This is a genomic window from Halomonas sp. AOP43-A1-21, assembly GCF_052376775.1.
Taxonomy (GTDB): Bacteria; Pseudomonadota; Gammaproteobacteria; order Pseudomonadales; family Halomonadaceae; genus Vreelandella; species Vreelandella colorata.
Genome location: NZ_JBQSWC010000001.1, coordinates 258810 through 282068 on the forward strand (window position 1 = coordinate 258810; position 23259 = coordinate 282068).

Genomic DNA, 23259 nt, shown 5'->3' on the forward strand with positions numbered 1-23259 from the left:
GTCTCTAAACGGTTTTCAGCCACACTTTATACTAAAATCACATACCGACCATACAAGTGATATCCTCTTGTTCCATATAACCTATAACGTAGCCTGCGCCACCGGTACGCCCTGAAGCGACTTGGTGGCATTTTTTAGAATTAATAGCGCTGGATGACCCCATGATACTGCTGTGGATAGCCTTACTGCCTTTGCTGGGCGTATTGGTGCCGGCACTCACTGCCCACCGCGGACGCACATTGTGCTCACTCGCAACAGGCATAATGCCGGCAATTGCCTTACTGCTAACGTTGATGCAGTTACCTGCAATGCTCGATGGTGAGGCGTTACGCGTTAGCTTCACGTGGATGCCTGAACTCGGGCTTGAGCTGGCCTTTCGCCTTGATGGGCTTTCGTTACTTTTCAATATGCTGATTTTAGGTATTGGCTTATTGATCTTGTTGTATGCCCATTTCTATCTTGCCAAAGATGAGCCACATGGACGTTTTTATGCCTTTATGATGCTGTTTATGGCGTCCATGGTCGGCATTTCGATGTCTGACAACCTCATACTGCTGTGGCTGTTCTGGGAACTTACCAGTATTTCCTCTTTCTTGTTGATTGGCTTTTGGTCGTATCGCAGCGATGCACGTAAAGGTGCACGCATGGCATTGACCGTGACCGGTGCAGGCGGTTTAGCGCTACTTGCAGGCTTATTGCTGCTAGGTGATATGGCCGGCAGTTACCGTATGGATGACGTTCTCGCCAGCAGCGAACGTATTCTGGCCGACTCTCGTTATCCCATCATGCTGGCTCTGGTCCTGCTCGGGGCATTTACCAAATCGGCCCAGTTCCCATTTCAGTTCTGGCTTCCCCATGCCATGGCCGCGCCTACGCCGGTATCGGCTTATCTGCATTCGGCAACGATGGTTAAAGCCGGCATTTTTCTAATGGCGCGCCTGCATCCCGCCATTGCTGGCAGCGAACTTTGGAGCGTTATCGTGCCCTTGGTGGGCTCTATTACGCTGCTATACGGTGCCTGGTTTGCGTTGTTTAAAACCGACCTCAAAGCCATTTTGGCGTTTTCGACTATCAGCCATTTGGGCCTGATCACCGTACTCTTAGGTATTGGCAGCCCTATGGCGGTGCTCGCGGCACTCTTCCACATTATTAACCACGCGACCTTTAAAGCGGCTCTGTTTATGAGTGCGGGCATTATTGACCACGAGGCAGGTACTCGCGAATTGAAGCAGCTGGGCGGCCTACGTAAAACCATGCCGGTCACCGCGCTGCTGACGATTTTTGCTTCAGCCGCCATGGCAGGCGTACCGCTGTTCAACGGCTTTTTATCCAAAGAAATGTTCTTCACCGAAACGCTTGCCACGCCTGTGCTCGGCGGGCTTAGCTGGCTTATCCCCGCGCTTGCGACCGTCGGCGGCATTCTTTCGGTCGCTTACTCAATCCGGCTAGTGCATGCGGTTTTCTATAAAGCACCCAAGGAAGCCTCACCCAAAACGCCCCACGAGCCGCCGCATTTAATGCGTCTGCCCGTTGAAATACTGGTAGTGCTTTGTGTTGCGGTCGGCGTTTTACCGGCGTTTTTTGCAACCAACCTGCTGGGCTTGGCTACTCAAGCGGTGCTTGGCGAGCCGCTGGATTTCCATCTGGCTATTTGGCACGGCGTTAACCTACCGCTCGTGATGAGCATGATCGCCTTTGCGGTAGGTGCCCTCCTGTATTGGCGTCATGCTGACTTACGCCGCTTCCTTCAGCCCTTCGCAAGCGTCGATGCTCGGCGAGTGTTTGAGCGCTCGTTAGTTGCAATCGGCTATCGTGCCGAGCAGATTATTGCGGCTCTGGATGGCAATTCGCTACAGCGGTTTATGAGCTGGCTATTGTTGGCGGCGCTTTGCATGGGCGTACTGGGGCTCGTGCAAATCGACATACTCACGGGCGCTAAAGGCAATCAGCCGACGGATGGCATTGTCGTGCTTGGGGCCGGCATGCTGATTTTTGGCGGTATTGCGACGGCGGCCACCCACCGCTACCGGCTAATTTCGCTGTTAATGCTGTCAGTGGTAGGCCTTTTTGTCGCCCTTACCTTTGCCCGCTTTTCAGCCCCTGACTTGGCGCTTACTCAGCTTTCCGTTGAGGTAGTGACCATGATCCTGCTAATGCTTGCGCTGTTCTTCCTGCCGCAAAAAACGCCGCGCGAGTCGAGCCCTATGCGCAACGTGCGCGATATGCTGCTGGCAGGCTCGCTGGGTCTGGTCGTGGCAAGCCTTAACTACGCAGTCATGACCCGCGACACCCTGTCGATCTCCAATTTCTTTATGGAAAACAGCGTGCCCGGTGGCGGTGGACATAACGTCGTCAACGTAATCCTGGTCGATTTCCGCGGTTTCGATACCCTCGGTGAAATTACCGTACTGGCATTGGCAGGCCTGGCTATCTTTAAGCTGCTTAACCGCTTGCGCCTGTTTATGCCCCATAGTGATGGCGAAGGCCGTGTGTGGTCGCCCGATCGCTACCCGGCCATTTTGACCTCGATCTCAATGACGTTATTACCCCTAGCGTTATTGGTATCAGCATTTATTTTCCTACGCGGCCACAACCAGCCTGGCGGCGGTTTTATTGCCGGCCTGATTACCGCCGTTGCGCTTATTCTGCTGTATATGGCACGCGGTGTTGCATGGGCCCAGGCGCGCCTGGACTTCCCCTTCCAGCCTGTCGCCGTGGTCGGTGTGGCGATCGCCACGTTAACCGGCCTGGGAAGTTGGCTGTTTGGTTATCCCTTCCTTACCTCGGCGTTTGGCTACTTCAGCCTGCCGGGAATCGGCAAGTTTGAGCTGGCCACTGCGCTGTTATTTGATCTTGGAGTTTACCTAGCTGTGGTAGGCGCCACGCTGATGATCCTTGCCAACCTGGGCAAGGTAACCACTGCGCACCGCCCGGTCACCGACCCTAAAGAGCCGGAGACTCCCGCCGCTCAGTTACCCGCCAAGGAGCCTAATTGATGGAAACCCTTTACGCGATCACCACCGGCGTATTAACCGCATGTGGCCTGTATTTAACCCTGCGCGGGCGCACGTTTCCCGTCGTGGTTGGGCTAACGCTTACGTCTTACGCGGTGAACCTGTTTCTTTTCTCCATGGGCGGCCTTACCACTGATGGTGCCACCATCGTCAACGGGGACGGCGCTTATGCCGACCCGCTACCTCAAGCGCTAGTGCTCACGGCCATCGTCATCGGTTTTGCCATGACCGCGTTTGTCGTAATTCTTGCCATGCGTGCCCGCAGTGAAGCGGGTAACGACCACGTAGACGGCAGAAAGGAAGACCGTGAATGATTCAACATTTAATCGTTTTACCCGTAGTAGTCCCGTTGGTGGCAGGTATTTTGCTGCTCTATCAACGCCAAGGTTTGGTTCGTTATAAGCGCATTGTCAGCGTCGTTGCGACGGTTTTGATACTGCTGGCGGCGATCAGTCTGGTAAAAACCGCAGCACAGGGAGAGATTGTTTACTACGCCCTGGGCGACTGGCAGCCACCGTTTGGTATCGTCTTGGTGCTTGATCGTCTTTCGGCTCTAATGCTGTTGATTACCGCTCTATTGGCGGTCGGTGCGGTGGTGTTTGCCTGCGCCGGGGACGATGAAAAAGGCAGTAACTTCCATGGTCTGTTTCAGTGGCAGCTGTTGGGTATTAACGGCGCCTTTTTAACCGGTGACCTGTTCAACCTGTTTGTGTTTTTCGAAGTACTACTGCTCGCCTCTTATGCCCTGCTGCTGCATGGCGGAGGCAAGGCGCGCATTCAGGCAAGCGTTCACTATGTGGTTTTGAACCTGGCGGGTTCATCGCTTTTCCTAATTGCCGTGGGCATTCTTTATGGCGCCACCGGCACGCTCAACATGGCCGATATGGGGCAGCGTTTAGTGGACCTGCCTGCCGAGCGCCAGGGTTTGGTGACGGCGGGTGCACTCATGCTGCTAGTGGTGTTTGGCTTAAAGGCCGCTATCGTACCGCTGTATTTCTGGCTGCCACGTGCTTACGCAGCGGCGCCCGCGCCGGTAGCGGCTCTGTTTGCCATCATGACCAAAGTCGGCATTTACGCGATCCTGCGCGTGTACTCGCTTATCTTTAGCGAAAGCGCAGGCACGCTTGACGCGCTAGAACAGTCCTGGATTTGGTGGCTGGCATTGGCAACCCTTGCGGTGGCTGGCATAGGCGTTATTGCCGCACGTGATTTGCGTCTGCTGGTTGCCTATCTGGTGCTTATTTCTGTGGGTACGCTGCTTGCTGGCGTCGGCATGCGCTCGCCTCAAGCTATTTCGGCCCTGCTTTATTACCTGATGCATACCACGCTAATCACCGGTGGGCTTTTCCTGCTGGCGGAAATGATCGGCCTGCAGCGGGGTAAAGCGGGTACGCGTATCGTCAAAGGCCGCCCTATGGTGCAAGGCAATGCCTTGGCGCTGCTGTTCTTTATCGGGGCTATCGCGGTTATTGGCATGCCGCCACTATCAGGGGCCGTGGGTAAGGCATTGATGCTTAACGCAGCAGAAGGTACCCAGCGCCTGTGGTTATGGCCACTGCTGTTACTCGCAAGCTTGGCATCGCTCGTCGCTCTTTCCCGGGCAGGTTCTACCCTGTTCTGGAGAAGCCACCGCGGTAGTTTCAGCGGCAGCCGTTTGGCGCGTCGTCAATGGTTTGGGGTCGTCTGGCTACTCAGCGCGGCGCCTATTCTGGTCGCTCTGGCAGGCCCGATAAGCGACTACACTCAAGCCACGGCCGAACAGCTAAGCCACCCACAACGCCTGATTGATACGTTAATTTCTAACGCTGGGGAGGCACCATGATTGCGCCGCGTTCTTGGTTACCAACACCGGTTCTATCGATTCTGCTACTCATCGTATGGCTGCTGCTAGCGCGCAGCTATGCATTTGGACAGTTCGTACTAGGCGGTGCGCTGGCGATTCTGATTCCCCTGCTCACCTACCGCTTCTGGGATTCAAAGCCGCGTATAAAGAAGCCCTTCAAACTGCTGCGCTACGTGCTTCGCGTGTTAGGTGATATTGTCACCGCCAACTTCGAAGTGGCCTATTTAATTGCCAACCCGTGGCGCACGCTGAAACCGCATTTCATCGAATACCCCCTGATGCTCGAGGAGCGCTTTACCATTACCCTGCTGGCCAGCACCATTAGCCTCACGCCGGGTACGGTATCGGCAAACCTGCGGCTGGACGGCAAATCGCTGTTGATTCATGCGTTAAATGTGGATGATGAAGAAGCTTTGATCGAACAAATTCGCGAGCGTTACGAGCGGCCGCTTAAGGAGATTTACGAATGTTAGATGCTGCGTTGTATATCACCTTAACGCTGGTAGTGCTGGCGTTGCTGATGAACCTGTTCCGCTTGACCGTGGGCCCGGATATGCCGGATAGAGTTCTGGCGCTGGATACCATGTACGTCAACTCCATCGCCTTGATCGTACTGCTTGGGCTTTGGCTGAACAGCAAAACCTATTTTGAATCGGCACTGCTGATTGCCATGCTTGGCTTTATCAGCACCGTGGCCGTGTGCAAATACATTCTGCGCGGAGACATTATCGAATGATGACGCGATTAATGACGGCCCGCTATAAGGAGGCATTTCAATGTCGCTACTCGTAGAAGCCATTACTTCGCTATTACTGATTGCAGGCGGTGTGTTTGTCTTTATAGGCTCGTTGGGTATGGCGCACTTGCGCGATTTTTATATGCGCTTACACGGACCTACCAAGGCCACCACGCTGGGCATTGGCTGTATGCTGATTGCCTCAATGCTGTATTTCTGGAGTGTTGACGGCAAGCCGGATATTCAGGAAATGTTGATTACGCTGTTTCTGTTTATTACCGCGCCGGTTAGCGCGCATTTGCTGGCCAAAACGGGTTTGCATATGCAACTTCGCCATACGGACACCACCGGCGGCAAGCCTTTTGAGTTACGCGACGAGGAAGTCGGTGATAAGCCCGTCCCCCATCCCGATAAAGGCCACGGCTAAAAAAGCACGTATCTAACCGACAAAGCGCTGGCAAACTGCCAGCGCTTTTTTTAAGCCATGCTTCAAGCCAGGGGAAGCATGATGAAGATTAAAAACATTAGTTATGAACAGTAGTGAGCGGCGGCACTTTCCAGTAAGCTCCACTGCGATTTTGACCATCTTGAGGTGAATGTATGTGGAGCCTCCTACGCCTGTCTGCCATAACGCTCTCGTTGGTTATGGTCGCCGGTTGCTCAGACCCCAAAATAGATACTAGCTCGATGCCGGCCGCGGTTGTCTCGATTGAGAATGTACGTGAGGCAATGCCTGCTTATAAGCGCGATGAGTTTGATAAAGCGCTCGCGATCATGGCAATGCCCAGCTTTAGCAGCGTGGCGCTACTTAGCCCCCAGCGTATGAATGCAGCGGAAATCGCTGAGTCTGCCAACGTGCGCATGCATGGTTTAACGGGCGATCAGGTAATTGACCGCGCCGACGATATTTTACGTGAAAGGCGCGCTAGAGAGCGCGAACAGGCTATTACAACGCTTGCCCGATTGACTGAAAAGCAAACGCAGGCTGAAAAAGACCGCGAGCATCGGGAGCGCTTTAGGATTGATAGCGCGCGCTACTATATGAGCCAAAGCCCTTACGGCACGCCGGAGCCAGCAGTGGATATTGAGGTTACCAATAACACTGAGCAGGCCGTCTCGCAGGTATTTTTAAGAGGTGTGGTGACCAGCACTGAGCGATCCGTTCCCTGGATTGATGAAACGTTCTACTACGTGATCGCAGGCGGCCTTGAAGCAGGTGAAACGGCTACATGGCGCCTGGCGCCTAACCGCTTCAGCGCATGGGGTAATACGCAGATACCCAGCAATGTAACGCTTACAGTAACGGTGGAAGGCCTTAAAGATGCACAAGGTAACCCGCTATGGGACTCGCCAGCACTTAGCGAAAGCGAAGCTGCAAGGCTTGAACACCTGAGTCACGAGTATCAAGGCGTGGCGCTCTCCTCGATCATGTAACTGATAGATTCATCAGACCATTAACCATGAGTCGGTACGTTACGCACCGACTCATTGATTAAGAGCAAAACGCTTAATCGATCAAATCCGTTTGACGATAGCCAATCAGATACAGCACAGCGTCAATGCCCAGCGTAGAGATAGCCTGACGCGCCTGGGCGCGCACCAGTGGTTTGGCCCGAAACGCGATGCCCAACCCCGCCTTAGCCAACATTTTGAGATCGTTGGCCCCATCGCCCACGGCAATGGTTTGCTCCAGCGTAAAGCCTTCACGCAGTGCGATCTGCTCCAAAAGCTCTGCTTTACGCTCGGCATCAACGATAGGTGCCTTCACTTCACCGGTGACCTTACCGTTTTCAATTACCAGCTCATTGGCATGAATCTCATCAAAGCCAAGCTTCTCCTGTAAATGACGGGCAAAGTAGGTAAAGCCGCCGGACAGAATCACGGTGCGGTAGCCAAAGCGCTTCAAGTTAGCCATTAAGCGCTCAACGCCGTCCATCAACGGCAGCTCTTCGGCGATCTTGATCAACACCGACTCATCGAGGCCTTTAAGCTTGCTCATACGTTCGCGAAAGCTTTCCTGGAAGTCCAGCTCGCCACGCATGGCGCGCTCGGTCACCTCGGCAACCTCATCACCCACCCCATGATGCCGGGCCAGCTCATCGATCACTTCGGCTTTGATCAGCGTAGAATCCATATCGAAGCACACCAGGCGACGATGACGACGCCAGATCGAGTCTTCCTGAATGGCAATATCCACGCCATGCTCAGCGCCTAGCGCCAACGCCTTTTCACGCAGCGCTTCGATATTGGCATCATCGCCACGAAGCCAGCACTCGACGCAGGCGCCGTCGGCAGGCGCGCTACCATCCAGCGACTCACGCCCTGAAAGCCGATGAATCAGCTCGACCGTTAAACCAAACTCGGCCGTTAGAATGCCGACTTCGGCCAGGATGCCTGCCGGTAAATGCGGCGCCAGCAGCGTCAAAATCAACCGAGGCTGGCTTGCTTCGTTGCTCCAGCGCTGATAATCGTCGGGGTTAACCTTAATCGCCTGCACATCCAGCCCTAGCGCGTCACCCGCTTCACTCAGCATCACCTCCAAGGCATTATCGTGCTCAAGCCCCACCAGCGCTTCCAGGGAAAGCATGCCAAACGTCACGCTTTGGTTGATATCCAAAAGCTGCGCCCCCGTGCTGGCAAACGCTTTGCCCAGGCCCTCTAGCTGGCCGGGGCGTGCCACACCCGTTGCGCGAATCAAACAACGTTTTGTCATGAGTTACTCTCCCGCCTCTAGCCGGTCAACTTTTTGGAAGCCGCGCGGCAACTTACTGCCTCGCCGACCTCTTTCGCCGCGATAATATGCCAAATCATCCGCCTTGAGCGTGAGTTTTCGCTTACCGGCGTGAATCAGCAACGCATCGGTTGCGCTGAGAACGGTAATATCACGTACGAACTCTTCCCGGCGTGTAGCCCTGGGGCCAGGGATATCGAGCATCTTATTGCCTTTGCCCTTGGTCATTTCAGGCAGCTGCTCAAGCGGAAACAGCAGTAACCGGCCTTCGTTAGACACCGACGCCACCCAAAGCTCTTCACCATCAGGCACCTCGATCGGTGCCATTACGCTGCAGCCTTTGGGTACGCTGAGCACCGCTTTACCGGCTTTATTTTTTCCGGTAAGCGCATCCAGGCGAGCCATAAAGCCGTAACCACCGTCGCTTGCTAATACAAAGCGCCGCTCAGGCGGGGCAAGCATTAGTCCGGCCATTTGCGCCCCTGCCGATACATTCGCTCGCCCGGTCACCGGTTCACCCTGGCCCCGCGCGCTGGGCAGGTTGTGAGCAGCCAAGGTATAAGCGCGCCCCGTATCATCCAGCAGTACTAGAGGCTGATTGGTTTTACCCCGGGCCGCCAGATGGAAGCTATCCCCGGCTTTATAGGAAAGCCCCTCTGGATCAATATCATGGCCTTTGGCGGCGCGGATCCAGCCTTTATCAGACAGCACCACGGTGATCGGGTCGGCACCCAGCAGTTCGACTTCCGAAAGCGCCTTGGCTTCACTGCGCTCAACCAGCGGTGAGCGGCGCTCGTCGCCGTGTTCTTTACCCGCCGCGCGGATCTCTTTTTCGATCAGCGTGGTCAGTTTTGCTTCGCTTCCCAGCAGCCCCTGGAGCTGTTTACGCTCTTTTTCCAGCTCATCCTGCTCGCCGCGAATCTTCATCTCTTCAAGCTTGGCAAGATGACGCAGGCGTAGCTCGAGAATCGCTTCCGCCTGACGCTCTGAGAGACTAAAGGCGCTGATTAGCGAAGCTTTCGGGTCATCTTCCTCGCGAATAATCCGGATCACTTCGTCAAGGTTGAGATAGGCTGTCAGCAAGCCTTCCAAAATATGCAGGCGATCTTCGACCTTACCTAAGCGGTGCTCCAACCGACGGCGCACCGTAGTGCGGCGAAAGCGTAGCCACTCACCCAGCATGTCCGGCAGGGACATGACCCGCGGACGGCCATCCAGGCCGATCACGTTCATATTTACCCGCACGTTCTTTTCCAGATCCGTGGTGGCAAACAGGTGGGCCATGAGCGACTCAACGTCCACCCGGCTGGAGCGCGGCTCAATCACCAGGCGCGTGGGCTCTTCATGGGTCGACTCATCGCGAAGATCTGCCACCATGGGCAACTTCTTGGCCTGCATCTGCGCGGCGATCTGTTCAAGCACTTTGGCACCGCTGACCTGGTAAGGCACCGCGGTAATCACAATATTGGCGTCTTCGCGAACATAGCGAGCACGCAGTTTTACCGAGCCACGGCCTGACTCATAAAGCTTACGCAGGTCGGCTGGGGGAGTGATGATTTCTGCGTCTGTTGGAAAATCAGGCGCGGGCACAAACGCCATCAAGTCGGTCGTGGTCGCTTGAGGGTTGCGCAGCAAATGGCAGGTAGCTTCGACCACTTCACCAACGTTATGCGGCGGAATATCCGTAGCCATCCCTACCGCAATCCCGGTACCGCCATTGAGCAGTACATGGGGTAGCTTGGCGGGCAGCACGAGGGGTTCCTGCATGGTGCCGTCAAAGTTGGGCACCCAATCGACCGTGCCCTGGCCCAGTTCGCCCAACAGCACTTCGGAAAACTTGGAGAGTTTGGCTTCGGTATAGCGCATGGCCGCGAACGACTTGGGATCGTCCGGGCTTCCCCAGTTACCCTGGCCATCGACCAAGGGGTAGCGGTAGCTAAACGACTGCGCCATCAGCACCATGGCTTCGTAACAGGCGCTGTCGCCATGCGGGTGAAACTTACCCAGAACGTCGCCCACGGTACGCGCTGACTTTTTGTACTTGGCGTTGGCGTGAAGCGCCAACTCACGCATGGCGTAAATGATCCGCCGCTGCACGGGCTTCATGCCGTCGCCAATATTGGGCAAGGCACGGTCTAAAATGACGTACATCGAGTAGTCGAGGTACGCTTTTTCGGTATAGTCGCGCAAGGAGAGACGCTCGACGTCGCCTTCCGCTACCTGAATATCCATGGTCATCGGGGGTTATACCTCAATGTCTGCGAGGTTGCCGTAATCTTCCAGCCATTTCTTGCGGTCGCTGGCGCGCTTCTTGGCGAGCAGCATATCCATCATTTCCATGGTGCCGTCGCCCTCTTCCAGCGTTAGCTGTACCAGGCGTCGGGTTTCGACCGCCATGGTGGTTTCTCGCAGCTGTAGCGGGTTCATTTCACCCAGGCCCTTGAAGCGCTGCACATTTGGTGTGCCGCGTTTTTTTGCCAGCTGTTTGAGAATGGCATTTTTTTCGCTCTCATCGAGGGCGTAGTGGACCTCTTTACCTAAATCGATGCGGTAAAGGGGTGGCATGGCGACAAACACGTGGCCGGCATCCACTAGCGCGGGGAAATGGCGTACAAACAGCGCGCACAGCAGCGTGGCAATGTGCAGCCCGTCGGAGTCCGCATCGGCAAGAATACAAATCTTGTGGTAGCGCAGCTTTTCAAGATTCGCGCTACTGGGGTCCGCGCCAATGGCAACCGCAATGTCATGAACTTCTTGAGAGCCGTAAATATCGTGGGTCTCGACTTCCCATGTATTCAGAATTTTACCGCGCAGCGGAAGAATAGCCTGAGTTTCACGGTTACGGGCCTGCTTGGCGCTGCCCCCGGCCGAGTCACCCTCCACCAGAAACAGCTCGCTAAGAGACGGGTCCTGCCCCGAGCAGTCAGCCAGCTTGCCCGGAAGCGCCGGGCCTGACGTAACCTTTTTACGGGCGACTTTCTTAGCCTTTTTCTGGCGATGCTGGGCGGCGCTGATCACCAGTTCCGCCAGTTGCTCGGCTTGATCAATATGGTGGTTTAGCCATAGCGAGAACGCATCTTTTACGACGCCCGATACAAAGCCTGCGATGGTGCGTGAGGAGAGGCGCTCTTTGGTTTGCCCGGCAAACTGGGGGTCAAGCATCTTTACTGAGAGTACGAAAGAGGCGCGCTCCCAAAGATCATCCGCGGTGAGCTTTATACCGCGCGGCAACAGGCTGCGATATTCACAAAACTCGCGCAGTGCATCCAGCAGCCCTGATCGAAAGCCATTAACGTGGGTGCCGCCTTGCGGCGTAGGAATCAGGTTGACGTAGCTTTCCAGCAGCGATTCCCCGCCTTCCGGCAGCCATTGAATGGCCCAGTCCACACCGTGCTCGTCATCACTGAAGTGACCGACAAACGGCGCGTTGGGCAATACTTCATAGCCATCGGTGGCTTCCGCCAAATAGTCGCGCAAGCCGTCAGCGTAAGCCCACTCGGTTTTAGTGCCATCTGGCTCAACCAGCGTAACGGCAAGCCCTGGGCAGAGTACTGCCTTGGCACGCAGCAGGTGCTTGAGCCTTGAAACCGCAAGCTTGGGGCTGTCGAAATAGCTTTCATCGGGCCAGAACCGCACCAGCGTCCCGGTGGCGCGTTTGGCAGCCTTGCCTATTTCATGCAGGTTTTCGACTTTTTCACCGTGCTCAAAGGCAATCGCATGACGCGCGCCGTCACGAGTTACTTCTACTTCCAGGCGCCGTGAAAGCGCGTTGACGACCGAGACGCCCACGCCATGAAGGCCACCGGAAAACCGATAGCTCGAAGAGGAGAACTTACCGCCTGAGTGCAGCTTGGTAAGAATCAGCTCCACCCCAGAAACGCCGTGCTCGGGGTGAAGGTCAATCGGCATCCCTCGGCCGTCATCCTGAACCTCTATGCCCCCATCGCTGTGCAACATGACACGCATAAAAGAGGCGTGGCCGGCCAGCGCTTCGTCCACGCTGTTGTCGATCACCTCCTGAGCAAGGTGATTGGGCCGTGAGGTATCGGTGTACATACCGGGACGCTTACGTACCGGCTCGAGCCCTGACAGGACTTCGATAGAACTCGCGCCGTACTGAGAGGCATCAAACTGGGTCATGTAACGTCGGTTCCTGAAGGGTAAAGCTTGCAGCTGCCTGTGATTCGTACAGGCAGCCGACAAAGATCGCTAGAATAGCAAAAAGCTGTATATCCAGCCATGCCTTTTACTTGATTAAGAAAAGTGCTGCATGCATTTATATCGGCCGCAGCAGCTACTTATCCTGTTCGGCGGCCCAGAACGCTTCGATCAAGCCGCGGCTGGAGGCATCCATACGCGAGACATCGCCTTCGCCGTCGATAATCGCCTGGGTATCGGTTGCAATCTGCTTGCCAAGCTCCACACCCCACTGGTCAAACGGATTGATATCCCAGATGACCGCTTGCACGAACACCTTGTGCTCATAAAGCGCAATCAAAGCGCCCAGGCTGTGAGGGGTAAGCTTATCCAGCAGCACTGTGGTCGATGGCTGGTTGCCGCGGTAGCGTTTGTGCTCAGGGCGTGGTCCATCATCTTCTAACGCGTCATCGCCCAGCATTAGAACGCGGGATTGGGCGAAGCAGTTGGCAAGCGCCAGCCGGTGCTGTGCTTTAAGGTGGCGGCGGGTGTCCGGGTCTTCGACCTCATCATAACGCTTGAGCGGGGCGATAAAGTCACACACAACCGACTGGGTGCCCTGGTGAAGCAATTGATAAAACGCGTGCTGGGCGTTGGGGCCCAGCTGCCCCCAAAGTACCGGGCAGGTCGAATAGCTGACCGCCTGGCCCTGGCGGGTGACCGACTTGCCGTTGGACTCCATCTCCAACTGCTCAAGATAGGCGGCAAAATATTCCAGGCGGCCATCGTAAGGCAGGATCGAGTGGGCCCGGATATCCAGAAAGTTAACGTTCCAGATACCGGCCAGGGCCAGCAGTACTGGCAGATTGTCTTCCATGGGCGCTTCACTGAAGTGGCGGTCCATGGCATGGGCACCGGCCAGCAGTTCGCGAAAATGCGCCATACCCACGACCAGGGCAATCGGCAAACCAATCGTGCCCCACAGCGAGTAGCGCCCGCCTACCCACTCCCAGAATTTAAGCTGGTGGTCTGGCGCAATCCCCCACTCGCTCATTTTTTCGGGGCTGGCCGACACGCCGATAAAGTGTTGGCGCACAATAAGCTCAGCGCTCACCGGTGGAGCGCTGACAAAATCACTATGCTGAGTTAAACGGCCCAACAGCCAGTCTCTGGCCGTATTGGCGTTGGAAAGCGTATCAATGGTGGTAAACGACTTTGAGGAGAGCACAAAGATGGTCGTTTCGGGATTTAGACGCCCTAAATAATCGGCCAGCTGCGAACCATCCATTGTCGAGGCAAAATGCACCTCAACGGGATGAATATTCTCAGGCCGGTAGTCAGCCAGTGCGTGCGTCACCATTAACGGCCCTAGGTCCGAACCGCCGACGCCTAAATTCACCACATGGCGGATGGGCTTGCCCGTTGCCCCGCGCCACTGCCCGGCGTGCAAACGGCACACCAAGCGCTCCATTTGCGCCAGACTTTCCTGAACCCCCGCCACTACGTCTTCGCCTTCAACGTTCAGCGTCGCATCGGCCGGTAACCGCAGCGCGGTATGCAGCGCCGGGCGGTTCTCGCTGACGTTAACCCGCTTACCGCTCAGCAGAGCATCGATGGCACCCGGCACGCCGGCATCCTGGGCCAAGGCCAACAGGTGCTCTAACGTATCGTCATCCCAGCGCTGCTTGGAAAGATCCAGCGTCAAACCTGACACATGACGGGTAAAGTGTGACCAACGACTGCGATCCGAGCCAAACAGCGTCTTTAAATGAACGCTTTTAAGTTCCTCGGCATGCTGTTTTAGTGTCTGCCAAGCGGGCAGTTTATCGGGGGTAGCGCGTGATGCTGAGGCCATTTGCCGTCTCCTGTGGCGTCGAACCATGCAGCTCGGGTCTGTTCTGGTCAAAGTAGGGCGCGTAAACTATTACCCCCTTTTGATGACCCCCGGCTTGCCAATGAGTAATGCATCTTACCGTGACGCTATCTTTTCGACACCCCTTGATCGAGTGGCGCGCTTCTCTTTCGATGAGCAGGTGGTTGCCTGCTTCCCTGACATGATCCGCCGCTCGGTACCGGGCTACGGCCAGATCCTGGGTATGCTGAGCCTGATTGCCCAGCGCCACCTTCGCCATGGCGGTCACGTCTATGACCTGGGCTGCTCGCTCGGCGCCTCGGGCCTCGCTCTGGCAGGCGCGCTGAAACCTGATGCGTTTCGCTATACGGGTGTCGATCTTTCGCCCGCCATGGTGGAGCGTGCCCGGCAAACGTTCAGTGAAGAGTGCCCTGAACATGCCATGAGCGTGGAAGAAGCCGATATTCGCACGCTCGAGTATGCGCCATCAGGCATGATCATTCTTAACTTTACGTTGCAGTTTTTGCCCCCCGCCGACCGGGATGCGCTATTAAAGCAGCTGTTTGACGCCCTTGAGCCCGGCGGCGTGCTGGTGTTATCCGAAAAAACCGTTGATGTAGATGAGCGGGATAATGCATGGCGGGTCGAGCGCTACCACGACTTCAAGCGCGCCAACGGTTATAGCGACATGGAGATCAGCCAAAAGCGTACCGCGCTTGAAAACGTGTTAGTGCCCGATACGTTGGATGCGCTGCATCAGCGCTTACAGCAGGCAGGCTTCCCACGTACGGTAACGTGGTTCCAGTACCTGAACTTTGCCTCTGTCATTGCGTTTAAGGAGAGCTAAGTGGAACTCCCTGATGATCACCGTGCGCTTTATCAGGCATTTTTAGACCAGGGCTTAACGACTTGGCTGGCTAAATTACCCGAGCAGCTGGCCCGGGGGCTTGACCGCCAGCGCCATGGCGATCTGCCGGCCTGGGAAAAAGCCGTGGCCAAACTGCCACCTCTACCTGCACAGCGCGACGTTCAGCTCGATAGCGATACGGTAACGGTGGAGCTTGCGCTCAGCGATAGCCAACAGCGCCAGTGTTTTAACCTGCTGCGTAAGCTGGCTCCGTGGCGCAAAGGCCCTTTTCAGCTGGGCGGCATTGATATCAAGACCGAGTGGCGCTCCGACTGGAAGTGGCAGCGCGTCGCGCCTCATCTAGCGCCGCTCAAGTACCGCAAGGTGCTGGATGTCGGCGGCGGCAGCGGCTATCACGCCTGGCGAATGACCGGTGCTGGGGCTGCATTCGTGTTGGTGATTGATCCTTCGCCGCGGTTTTACTGGCAGTTTCAGGCGGTGCGCCATTTTGTAGGCGATGCCGATGGCGGGCGCACTCAGTTCCTTCCCGTGGGTATCGAGGACGTACCGGAAAACCTCGGCTTTTTCGATACCGTGTTCTCCATGGGCGTGCTGTACCACCGCCCTTCGCCGCTTGAACATCTTCAGCAGTTGAAAGCCGCGCTCGCGCCGGGTGGCGAGCTGGTATTGGAAACGCTGGTGGTCGAAGGCGACGAGCAAACGGTCTTCGTGCCCGGCGAGCGCTACGCCGCGATGCCCAACGTCTACTTCCTGCCCTCTTCCAAGGCGCTTTGCCACTGGCTTAGCCGCTGCGGCTTTACCAATATCCGCGTGGTCGATGAGGCAGTCACCATGCTTGACGAGCAGCGCTCCACCGAGTGGATGACCTATCAGTCGCTGGCGGACTTTTTAGACCCCAACGACCGCACCCGCACCATCGAAGGCTACCCCGCGCCACGGCGGGTGGTGATCATGGCTAACAAGCCGGAATAAGCTGTAAACAGCGTTTGAGAATAGCGCTTAACGGCGCAAGATCACCAGCCAGCGGCCCAGGTTCAACATGCTGGCAAGTGAAGCCGCGACATAGGTAAACGCACAGGCGGGTAACATGTGACGCGCCCCCGCCATGTCGTAAGGTGGGACATAATCTTTTAAAAGCGGCAGTGCGCGGTTGAAGCTGGCATCGAATTCAACTGGTAGCGTCACCAGGTGAACCAACGCGGCGGTACCGAAGCTAATCACCGCCATGCCAATCACTAACGCCAAACCGCCCGGCACGCGCGTCAACAAGAATAAAAACGGCGCGGCCATCATTAGAATGGCCCCCATCTTTTCTGCCTTTTGGGCAACGCCCACCAAGCGGCCGCGCGCCAGCAGCGGCGCATAGCCTTGATGATGCTGTATGGCATGACCCACTTCATGGGCGGCAACGGTTACCGCCGTGAGTGACCGCCCATCGTAATGATCGGGCGAAAGGCGCACACAGCGCGTTTCAGGATCGTAATGATCGCCAAACTCGGTCCGTTCAACGCTTACTTCATCGACACCCAGGCGCCGCAGCAAATGCTCGGCAAGCTCGGCCCCGGTACCCGGGTAATCGTCGCGGCCGCGCTGGTGACGCTTAAGCACCCACTTTGCCCATACGTTGGGCAGTATAAAAACCGCGAGTAACAGCACGATGAGTAGAACGACCATGATGACTTAGCATCCGAAATGGGAGGATAGTGGAAAGCTTCGTTTTATCATGGTCAGACAACAACGACGTTAAGGCAAGGCTTACCCTTGCGCTTCACGGCGCTCTTCTTCGAGATGCTCTTTTACATCGCGCTCGACTGCCTGTAGGCCACGCGCCGAAATATCGCCATTGGCGTGGGCGTGCTCAGCAATCAATACGCTGTCGGGGGCGAGTACCAAGTCGCACTGGGAATCTACCAGTTCATCACGAAGCCGTTGAATAGCCTGTTCGCGTTCAGGGTCTTTATCCACGCGACGGATATAGATAGCTTTGATACGCCCAGGGTAAGCCTTGACGATCTCGGCATACACTTCTGGGTCGTGTTGCCCACTATCGCCAATCAAAATGCACGGTAGCTCATCGAACAGCGTCAACATTCGATCAATTAACATGCGCTTGTGATCCTCGGCACGACGCGGCCAGGGGTGACGTAATGAAATCCCCCACTCGCGTAGAAACAGGATCGGGCCAACCGGAATCCGGTTGAGCTGAAAGAACGTTTCGAGCATTTCGTAAATAGCCCAGGGCCCGCGGGATACATACAAAATGGGTCGTTCGGCCTTCTCACTTTCGCCGCGGTGCAGGGCCTGATATAGCGAGGCGACACCTGGAAATGCCGTGCGCCGATGCGGTTTGCGTACAAAGAGGCGATAAAGCATCTTCAGCTTTTCGGCAACGCCGGTAAACATGACGGTGTCATCAATATCGCTAATGATCAGCAGATCTGTTTCCGGTGGCGGTACGTATACCTCAACGTTAGTACGTACAGGCGACTGGTTTTCTGCATGCACCATGATATCCGCTCGATGCCAGGAAACATCGATAGGCAGCGAATGGGTAATCGGAAGGTGTGCATCGAAATATCCGTCCCGATCAGTCATCAACGTTAGCTGGTTTTGACCGATGCTAATGTCCACCTGTGCATTAGCGAGGCCGCGGCGAAAAATTCGTCGGGTAACGTCGGCCGTATCACGCAACATGCCGCGTCGCGGAATAGCGCGGCCAAGGGCGGCTTGGCGAAATACCCGCCCCATTACGAACACTTCTTCAGACGAGCCGTAGCCGCGGTAAGGATGAACAACCATCCCCCCGCGGCCACGGTCTCGCTTCATGGGTTTTGCAGCAGTATGGACAAGCCTTTTTACAAAGCTTGCCCACGGGCTAAACCACGACATTAAGCGTGCTGACCAGAATGACGACCTTCTTGAAGCTCTTCCAAGAGTTTGGCATTGAAGGCGTCTAGGTCTTTAGGCGTTCGGCTGGTGACAAAACCACTATCCACCACGACTTTTTCATCGACCCACTCAGCGCCAGCATTACGTAAATCCTGCGCGATGCTAGGCACCGACGTCAGCCGACGTCCATCAACCACACCGGCATTGATTAAAATCCACGGGGCGTGGCAAATAGCAGCTACGGGCTTACCGGCCTGGAAAAATGCTTTTACGAAGCTTAACGCGTCTTCATTAACTCGCAGCTCGTCTGGGTTAAACAAGCCACCCGGCAGTACCAAAGCGTGGTAATCGGATTCGTTAACATCGGCAAGCGCTTTATCAGCCTCGTAGGTATCGCCCCAATCTGTTTCAGCCCAGGCACGAATACCTTTACCATCAGGCGTCACAATATGTACTTCGACACCGGCATTTTTGAGCGCATCGCGCGGTGAGCTTAATTCAGCCTCTTCAAAACCATCGGCGGCAACAATAGCGACACGTTTACCATTCAGTGCTTGGTTCATCATGCTCTCCTTTTCGTGATGAGGTGTGCGTTAAAAACGCCCTATTAGTGTGGCGCATCCTGAGTGAGCGTCAAGCGAATGGCCCTATTGCTTAGCCTTTCTTAATTTAACAGATACGAAAAAGCCCACTTCTAACGAAGCGGGCTAAGGTATTGATCAAACGTAATTTAGCGCTTGAATAAGGCGTTAATGTCTTTAGCTTCCCAATGCGGGAAGTGCTTGCGCACCAGCGCGTTCAGGTCACGCTCAAAGGCAGTCCAATCGGTAGTGGATGCATCAGTAGCGCTATGCGCGGCTACCGCACGTATCATCCCCGCGCCTACTGTAACGTTGGTTAGTCGGTCGACGATGATAAAGCTACCCGTTTTAGGGCTGTTGCGATAATTATCGATCGGCACCGTAGCGGTAAGTTCAATTTCGCAGCGCGCAATCGCATTAAGCTCTAATACGTCAGTGGCGTGTTTTTCAAGCGTGTTGACGTCGACCTGATACTCGATCGCACTGACCTGCCCGGAAAGATCGCGGGTCGCGAGTTTAAAGTCGTAGAGCTTACCCGGCTTCAGCGCTTCTTCGTGCATCCAGACCACGTCGGCGGTAAACGCATTGGAAAGCGGTACGTCGGCCTTTGCGCTCACCAGCCAATCACCCCGGGAAATATCGATTTCGTCTTCAAGCGTCACGGTGATGGCCTGCCCCGGGTAGGCTTCACTCAAATCACCATCAAAAGTAACTATCCGCGCCACTTTTGACACCTTGCCTGAAGGCAGGGCTTTTACCGCCTGACCTGGGCGCAGAACGCCAGCAGCCAGCGTGCCGCAGTAGCCACGAAAATCCAGGTTCGGCCGATTGACGTACTGCACGGGCAAACGCAGATCCGTCAGATTGTCATCCTGGCTGATTTGGGTATTTTCGAGTAATTCAATCAGCGTTTCACCGCTATACCACGGGGTATGTTCACTACGGTTAACCACGTTATCGCCGTTTAGCGCCGACATGGGTACAAACTGAATGTCACGTGCCTGCAAATTGGTGGCAAACGCGTGGTATTCCGCTTTGATTTCTGCAAAGCGCTGCTCGGAAAAGCCGACTAAATCCATCTTATTGACGGCAATTACCAAGTGCTGAATACCCAACAGATCAGCAATAAAGCTGTGCCGGCGCGTTTGGGTCTGCACACCGTAACGCGCGTCAATCAGGATAATCGCCAGGCTTGCCGTAGAGGCGCCGGTGGCCATGTTACGCGTGTACTGCTCATGCCCTGGCGTATCGGCAATGATAAATTTGCGCTTATCTGTGGAGAAGAACCGGTAGGCCACATCAATGGTAATGCCCTGCTCGCGCTCGGACTGCAAACCATCGACCAACAGCGCCAGATCCACCGTATCGCCAGTGGTACCGCTGGTCTTGGAGGCCAGGGTAATCGCGGCGAGCTGATCTTCAAAAATCATCTTGGAGTCGTGCAGCAAGCGGCCGATCAGCGTTGACTTGCCGTCGTCCACACTGCCGCAGGTAATGAACCGCAAGAGGTCCTTGTTCTCGTGCTCGTGCAGGTACTGCTCGATATTGTCGGCGATCAAATTGGACTGGTGAGACATCAGAAGTACCCCTCGCGCTTTTTCTTCTCCATGGAACCTACCTGATCGCGATCGATGGCGCGGCCACTGCGCTCGCTAGTCCGGGTCAGGAGCATTTCCTGAATGATTTCCGGAAGCGTTGCGGCTTCTGATTCCACCGCACCGGTCAGCGGATAGCAGCCAAGCGTTCTAAAGCGCACTGATTTCTCTTCGGGCACTTCACCTGGCGCCAGCGGCAGACGGTCGTCATCCACCATGACCTGCATGCCGTCACGCTCGACTATCGGGCGCTTGGCGGAGAAGTACAGCGGTACAATCGGAATCGACTCCAGATAGATGTACTGCCAGATATCAAGCTCTGTCCAGTTGGAAAGCGGGAACACGCGAATTGATTCCCCCTTGTTGACCTTGGCGTTGTAAACGTTCCAAAGCTCCGGGCGCTGATTTTTGGGGTCCCAGCGGTGGTACTTGTCGCGGAAGGAGTAGACGCGCTCCTTGGCGCGCGAGGCTTCCTCATCGCGCCGGGCACCGCCGAAAGCGGCATCAAAACCGTACTTGTCCAGCGCCTGCTTAAGCGCCTGGGTTTTCATAATATCGGTATATTTCGCGCTGCCATGGTCGAACGGGTTGATATTGGCTGCCCGCCCCTCTTCGTTGGTGTGCACGATCAGCTCCATGCCCGCTTCGGAGGCCATGCGGTTACGAAACTCGATCATTTCGCGAAACTTCCAGGTGGTATCCACGTGCATCAGGGGAAACGGCGGCGTACCGGGATAAAATGCCTTACGCGCCAGATGCAGCATCACCGAGGAGTCTTTACCGATCGAATACAGCATGACCGGGTTACTGAATTCAGCCGCCACTTCACGAATGATGTGAATGGACTCGGCTTCTAGCTGTTTTAGGTGCGTTTGACGCGCGGCATCAAGTGCGCCAGGCACCTCACGCCGCGGCGTCGAAGAGAGTGTGGAGAACTGAGTCATGGTCTACTACCTCACAAAACAAGCCGATTCTTATAAGCTTGCAGTACACGCTGAATTAAAACGTTATACGCTCGATTGTGAGTAGAGTAACGCCGAGTTAATAATAACCCAAAAGAATTAATAACTATCTTTTTATTCTTTTATGAAATAAGCAACATAGAAAGCGTGATATCGTCTAGACATCAACGCGTTCAACCCAGGTTTGCCACTCTTCACCGTTAAGATCCACTACTCGATAACCAGGCCTTGAGGCTTCATCGATGGTGAACGTTTCGGCACCCGGCATAAACTGATCCGACATCGCCGGGCAACCATAGACGTCTACACGTCCGCCATCCGCTAACCCGATGTGCTGGGCATACGCCTGATGCGCGTGGCCGAACAGTACGATCTTGACCTGCTGGTAAGCGCTCAGCACCTGCCAAAACGCCTCCCGGTCCTGCAAACCCATAGCATCCATCCAGCTAGCGCCAACGTCTACCGGCGGATGATGCATGGCGATCAGCACGGGCCGGTCGTCCTCTTTAAGTAGTGCAGACAACGCCTTCAGCCGCTCGCTGCCCAACTCTCCATGGGGTTGGCCTGCCACCTGTGTATTAAGCAGCAGCAGGCGCCATTGCTGCATATCAACCGCTTCTAGTAGCGGATGCTCGGCGCGCATCAGATCGATCTGGTCGTGATTGCCCGGCAGCCAAAACCACGGGCAGGGCAAACTCGCCAGTGCGTCGCTGGCAAGCGTATACGACGCGGCGGTTTCGTCCTGGCTGACATCCCCCGTCAATACGATGATATCCGGGCGTTCGGCAACCGCTGCCGCGAGAACGCGTTGAAAATGCAGCCACGGCACACCGGCGCGCGAGCGTGCATTGATATCAGCATACAAGTGGGCATCGGTTATCTGCACCAGGCGCATTAGCGCATCTCCGGTAAATCGTAGGTGTGACCATGGGCCAGCCCGTGGGCTAACCATTCGCCCAAAAAGCGATTGAGCTGTAGTTTTTCGTCAGGCTGATGCATGTGCGCATTAGGATAGCGATAGCGGCCACTGAAGTGGCGCTGGCGCTGAAAATCCGTGACTTCCGCCATACGCACATCATGATATAGGTGAACGCGCATGCGCGGACCTTCCATAACCGCATCCAGCGGACCACTCTGAGTGACCTCTACCATAGTGGTGTAAGGTGCATGCTCCAGTACCTTAAGCTGCAAATCGCCAAAGTGCTGTTCATCACTACTTAGAGCGATCTCGCGGCGTTGCCCGCTCTCCATATCATCAACTAGGCGCAATAAACGCAGATAGTTGGCGCTGCACTCCCCTTGGAGCGACTTTAAATCGGTGACATAGGCTGTTCTTGCCATGCTCACTCCTCGTGGTTTTCGCTTGAGGTGAGGGCTCGCTGGGACGACGCGCGCAAGGAGGCGCGTTGGCCATTGAGCCAGTGCAGTCCTATCAAACACATGGCGTTGTCGAGTCTCCCCAGCGCCAAGAGTTCCCAAGCAGTGGGAAAAGACACCACGTGAACGCGAATATCTTCATGTTCTTCATCAAGACCATGAATACCGCTTACGCCCTGCGTATCAACCAGCCCACAAAACAGCGTTACACGCTCATTGCAGGCCCCGGGGCTTGGGTAATAGGTATGTATCAGGGTTAACGGCCCTACTTTGCAGCCTGCTTCTTCCAGCGACTCACGCCGGGCAACATCTTCAAGCGACTCATCTTTATCAATCAGGCCCGCTACGAATTCAAGTTTCCAGGGGGAAACGGGATCATTTACTGCACCCGCGCGAAACTGCTCAACCAGTACCAGCGCATCGCGTGCGGGGTCATAAAGCAATACTCCCACCGCATCGTGTCGGCTATGCACTTCGCGGTGCATGGGTTTGCTCCAGCCACCTTCAAAAAGGCGATGGCGAAGCTCCATCTTTTCTAAGCGGAAAAAACCCTCATAGAGCGTCTCGCGCTTGAGCAGCTCAACATCGTCAAGGCTCAGAAGCGGTGTGTTTAATGATACTTTTTCAACGCTGGATGCCATGAGGCACTCCCGGTGATAACAATCGTTCTATTA

The 23259-nt window shown here is 55.5% G+C and carries 21 protein-coding genes; 9 read left to right on the plus strand and 12 right to left on the minus strand.

Annotated features, from left to right (window positions below; all coding sequences use genetic code 11):
- The first annotated feature begins 161 nt into the window (after positions 1-161).
- From ACT3R7_RS01230 to ACT3R7_RS01260, 7 genes are all read left to right on the plus strand, one after another.
- On the plus strand, positions 162-2996 hold the full coding sequence (locus ACT3R7_RS01230; protein ID WP_192537080.1) for a monovalent cation/H+ antiporter subunit A: 2835 nt from the start codon (positions 162-164) through the stop codon (positions 2994-2996).
- Positions 2996-3328 carry a Na+/H+ antiporter subunit C gene (locus tag ACT3R7_RS01235; RefSeq protein WP_018915663.1) on the plus strand — a complete coding sequence of 111 codons (333 nt, stop codon included), beginning with the start codon at positions 2996-2998 and terminating at the stop codon, positions 3326-3328. The genes ACT3R7_RS01230 and ACT3R7_RS01235 overlap by 1 nt, the downstream gene beginning before the upstream one ends.
- Complete coding sequence (locus ACT3R7_RS01240; RefSeq protein ID WP_192537079.1) at positions 3325-4836, plus strand: monovalent cation/H+ antiporter subunit D; 1512 nt, start codon at positions 3325-3327, stop codon at positions 4834-4836. The genes ACT3R7_RS01235 and ACT3R7_RS01240 overlap by 4 nt, the downstream gene beginning before the upstream one ends.
- A complete protein-coding gene (locus ACT3R7_RS01245) occupies positions 4833-5330 on the plus strand; it encodes a Na+/H+ antiporter subunit E (RefSeq protein WP_018915661.1) in 498 nt (165 codons plus the stop codon). The genes ACT3R7_RS01240 and ACT3R7_RS01245 overlap by 4 nt, the downstream gene beginning before the upstream one ends.
- A complete protein-coding gene (locus ACT3R7_RS01250; protein ID WP_018915660.1) occupies positions 5324-5593 on the plus strand; it encodes a K+/H+ antiporter subunit F in 270 nt (89 codons plus the stop codon). The genes ACT3R7_RS01245 and ACT3R7_RS01250 overlap by 7 nt, the downstream gene beginning before the upstream one ends.
- A gap of 40 nt (positions 5594-5633) precedes the next feature.
- Positions 5634-6020 carry a Na+/H+ antiporter subunit G gene (locus ACT3R7_RS01255; RefSeq protein ID WP_018915659.1) on the plus strand — a complete coding sequence of 129 codons (387 nt, stop codon included), beginning with the start codon at positions 5634-5636 and terminating at the stop codon, positions 6018-6020.
- A 173-nt stretch (positions 6021-6193) separates the two neighbouring features.
- Positions 6194-7027 (plus strand): DUF6694 family lipoprotein, encoded by an 834-nt coding sequence (locus tag ACT3R7_RS01260; protein ID WP_496198718.1) that lies wholly within the window; start codon positions 6194-6196, stop codon positions 7025-7027.
- A gap of 73 nt (positions 7028-7100) precedes the next feature.
- On the opposite strand, the gene serB is transcribed toward ACT3R7_RS01260, so the two are convergent.
- The 4 genes from serB to pgi all read right to left on the minus strand — a co-directional run bounded on the left by serB (position 7101) and on the right by pgi (position 14316).
- Entirely contained in the window at positions 7101-8306 is a 1206-nt protein-coding gene (gene serB / locus ACT3R7_RS01265) for a phosphoserine phosphatase SerB (protein WP_444490498.1), read from the minus strand.
- Positions 8307-8309: 3 nt separating this feature from the next.
- Complete coding sequence (parC, locus tag ACT3R7_RS01270) at positions 8310-10562, minus strand: DNA topoisomerase IV subunit A (protein WP_018915656.1); 2253 nt, start codon at positions 10560-10562, stop codon at positions 8310-8312.
- 6 nt (positions 10563-10568) lie between these two features.
- Positions 10569-12464, minus strand: coding sequence for a DNA topoisomerase IV subunit B (gene parE, locus ACT3R7_RS01275; RefSeq protein ID WP_496198719.1), 1896 nt, complete (start codon positions 12462-12464; stop codon positions 10569-10571).
- 154 nt (positions 12465-12618) lie between these two features.
- The gene (gene pgi, locus ACT3R7_RS01280; protein ID WP_018915654.1) at positions 12619-14316 is read right to left on the minus strand and encodes a glucose-6-phosphate isomerase; all 1698 of its coding nucleotides are present in this window, start codon (positions 14314-14316) and stop codon (positions 12619-12621) included.
- Between the two features lie 100 nt (positions 14317-14416).
- On the opposite strand from pgi, the gene cmoA reads away from it, so the two are divergent.
- Together cmoA and cmoB are read left to right on the plus strand one after the other, a co-directional pair.
- Positions 14417-15160, plus strand: coding sequence for a carboxy-S-adenosyl-L-methionine synthase CmoA (gene cmoA / locus ACT3R7_RS01285; RefSeq protein ID WP_192537073.1), 744 nt, complete (start codon positions 14417-14419; stop codon positions 15158-15160).
- The gene (gene cmoB, locus ACT3R7_RS01290; RefSeq protein WP_496198720.1) at positions 15161-16153 is read left to right on the plus strand and encodes a tRNA 5-methoxyuridine(34)/uridine 5-oxyacetic acid(34) synthase CmoB; all 993 of its coding nucleotides are present in this window, start codon (positions 15161-15163) and stop codon (positions 16151-16153) included.
- A gap of 27 nt (positions 16154-16180) precedes the next feature.
- Here the strand turns inward: cmoB and ACT3R7_RS01295 are convergent, their stop codons facing one another.
- The 8 genes from ACT3R7_RS01295 to ACT3R7_RS01330 form a co-directional block, all read right to left on the minus strand.
- The gene (locus tag ACT3R7_RS01295; protein ID WP_496198721.1) at positions 16181-16855 is read right to left on the minus strand and encodes a zinc metallopeptidase; all 675 of its coding nucleotides are present in this window, start codon (positions 16853-16855) and stop codon (positions 16181-16183) included.
- A gap of 81 nt (positions 16856-16936) precedes the next feature.
- Positions 16937-18007: an App1 family protein phosphatidate phosphatase gene (locus ACT3R7_RS01300; protein WP_225736054.1), complete on the minus strand. Its 1071-nt coding sequence runs from the start codon at positions 18005-18007 to the stop codon at positions 16937-16939.
- A 62-nt stretch (positions 18008-18069) separates the two neighbouring features.
- Positions 18070-18633, minus strand: a complete 564-nt coding sequence (locus ACT3R7_RS01305; RefSeq protein WP_192537069.1) for a type 1 glutamine amidotransferase domain-containing protein — start codon at positions 18631-18633, stop codon at positions 18070-18072.
- Between the two features lie 167 nt (positions 18634-18800).
- Positions 18801-20228 (minus strand): sulfate adenylyltransferase subunit CysN, encoded by a 1428-nt coding sequence (gene cysN, locus ACT3R7_RS01310; RefSeq protein WP_496198722.1) that lies wholly within the window; start codon positions 20226-20228, stop codon positions 18801-18803.
- The gene (cysD, locus tag ACT3R7_RS01315; RefSeq protein WP_192537067.1) at positions 20228-21190 is read right to left on the minus strand and encodes a sulfate adenylyltransferase subunit CysD; all 963 of its coding nucleotides are present in this window, start codon (positions 21188-21190) and stop codon (positions 20228-20230) included. Before cysD ends, cysN begins: the two co-directional genes overlap by 1 nt.
- A 175-nt stretch (positions 21191-21365) precedes the next feature.
- Complete coding sequence (locus ACT3R7_RS01320; protein ID WP_441676214.1) at positions 21366-22103, minus strand: metallophosphoesterase; 738 nt, start codon at positions 22101-22103, stop codon at positions 21366-21368.
- Positions 22103-22549 carry a DUF1249 domain-containing protein gene (locus ACT3R7_RS01325; protein WP_441676215.1) on the minus strand — a complete coding sequence of 149 codons (447 nt, stop codon included), beginning with the start codon at positions 22547-22549 and terminating at the stop codon, positions 22103-22105. Before ACT3R7_RS01325 ends, ACT3R7_RS01320 begins: the two co-directional genes overlap by 1 nt.
- Positions 22550-22551: 2 nt before the next feature.
- Positions 22552-23226 (minus strand): NUDIX domain-containing protein, encoded by a 675-nt coding sequence (locus tag ACT3R7_RS01330; protein WP_441676216.1) that lies wholly within the window; start codon positions 23224-23226, stop codon positions 22552-22554.
- Positions 23227-23259: the final 33 nt, after the last annotated feature.

Excerpts from the sequence above, each read along its gene's own strand:
- ACT3R7_RS01230 (WP_192537080.1), top strand. The coding sequence starts at position 162 with ATGATACTGCTGTGGATAGCCTTACTGCCTTTGCTGGGCGTATTGGTG.
- ACT3R7_RS01235 (WP_018915663.1), top strand. The coding sequence starts at position 2,996 with ATGGAAACCCTTTACGCGATCACCACCGGCGTATTAACCGCATGTGGC.
- ACT3R7_RS01240 (WP_192537079.1), top strand. The coding sequence starts at position 3,325 with ATGATTCAACATTTAATCGTTTTACCCGTAGTAGTCCCGTTGGTGGCA.
- ACT3R7_RS01245 (WP_018915661.1), top strand. The coding sequence starts at position 4,833 with ATGATTGCGCCGCGTTCTTGGTTACCAACACCGGTTCTATCGATTCTG.
- ACT3R7_RS01250 (WP_018915660.1), top strand. The coding sequence starts at position 5,324 with ATGTTAGATGCTGCGTTGTATATCACCTTAACGCTGGTAGTGCTGGCG.
- ACT3R7_RS01255 (WP_018915659.1), top strand. The coding sequence starts at position 5,634 with ATGTCGCTACTCGTAGAAGCCATTACTTCGCTATTACTGATTGCAGGC.
- ACT3R7_RS01260 (WP_496198718.1), top strand. The coding sequence starts at position 6,194 with ATGTGGAGCCTCCTACGCCTGTCTGCCATAACGCTCTCGTTGGTTATG.
- serB (WP_444490498.1), bottom strand. The coding sequence starts at position 8,306 with ATGACAAAACGTTGTTTGATTCGCGCAACGGGTGTGGCACGCCCCGGC.
- parC (WP_018915656.1), bottom strand. The coding sequence starts at position 10,562 with ATGACCATGGATATTCAGGTAGCGGAAGGCGACGTCGAGCGTCTCTCC.
- parE (WP_496198719.1), bottom strand. The coding sequence starts at position 12,464 with ATGACCCAGTTTGATGCCTCTCAGTACGGCGCGAGTTCTATCGAAGTC.
- pgi (WP_018915654.1), bottom strand. The coding sequence starts at position 14,316 with ATGGCCTCAGCATCACGCGCTACCCCCGATAAACTGCCCGCTTGGCAG.
- cmoA (WP_192537073.1), top strand. The coding sequence starts at position 14,417 with ATGAGTAATGCATCTTACCGTGACGCTATCTTTTCGACACCCCTTGAT.
- ACT3R7_RS01295 (WP_496198721.1), bottom strand. The coding sequence starts at position 16,855 with ATGGTCGTTCTACTCATCGTGCTGTTACTCGCGGTTTTTATACTGCCC.
- ACT3R7_RS01300 (WP_225736054.1), bottom strand. The coding sequence starts at position 18,007 with ATGAAGCGAGACCGTGGCCGCGGGGGGATGGTTGTTCATCCTTACCGC.
- ACT3R7_RS01305 (WP_192537069.1), bottom strand. The coding sequence starts at position 18,633 with ATGAACCAAGCACTGAATGGTAAACGTGTCGCTATTGTTGCCGCCGAT.
- cysN (WP_496198722.1), bottom strand. The coding sequence starts at position 20,228 with ATGTCTCACCAGTCCAATTTGATCGCCGACAATATCGAGCAGTACCTG.
- cysD (WP_192537067.1), bottom strand. The coding sequence starts at position 21,190 with ATGACTCAGTTCTCCACACTCTCTTCGACGCCGCGGCGTGAGGTGCCT.
- ACT3R7_RS01320 (WP_441676214.1), bottom strand. The coding sequence starts at position 22,103 with ATGCGCCTGGTGCAGATAACCGATGCCCACTTGTATGCTGATATCAAT.
- ACT3R7_RS01325 (WP_441676215.1), bottom strand. The coding sequence starts at position 22,549 with ATGGCAAGAACAGCCTATGTCACCGATTTAAAGTCGCTCCAAGGGGAG.
- ACT3R7_RS01330 (WP_441676216.1), bottom strand. The coding sequence starts at position 23,226 with ATGGCATCCAGCGTTGAAAAAGTATCATTAAACACACCGCTTCTGAGC.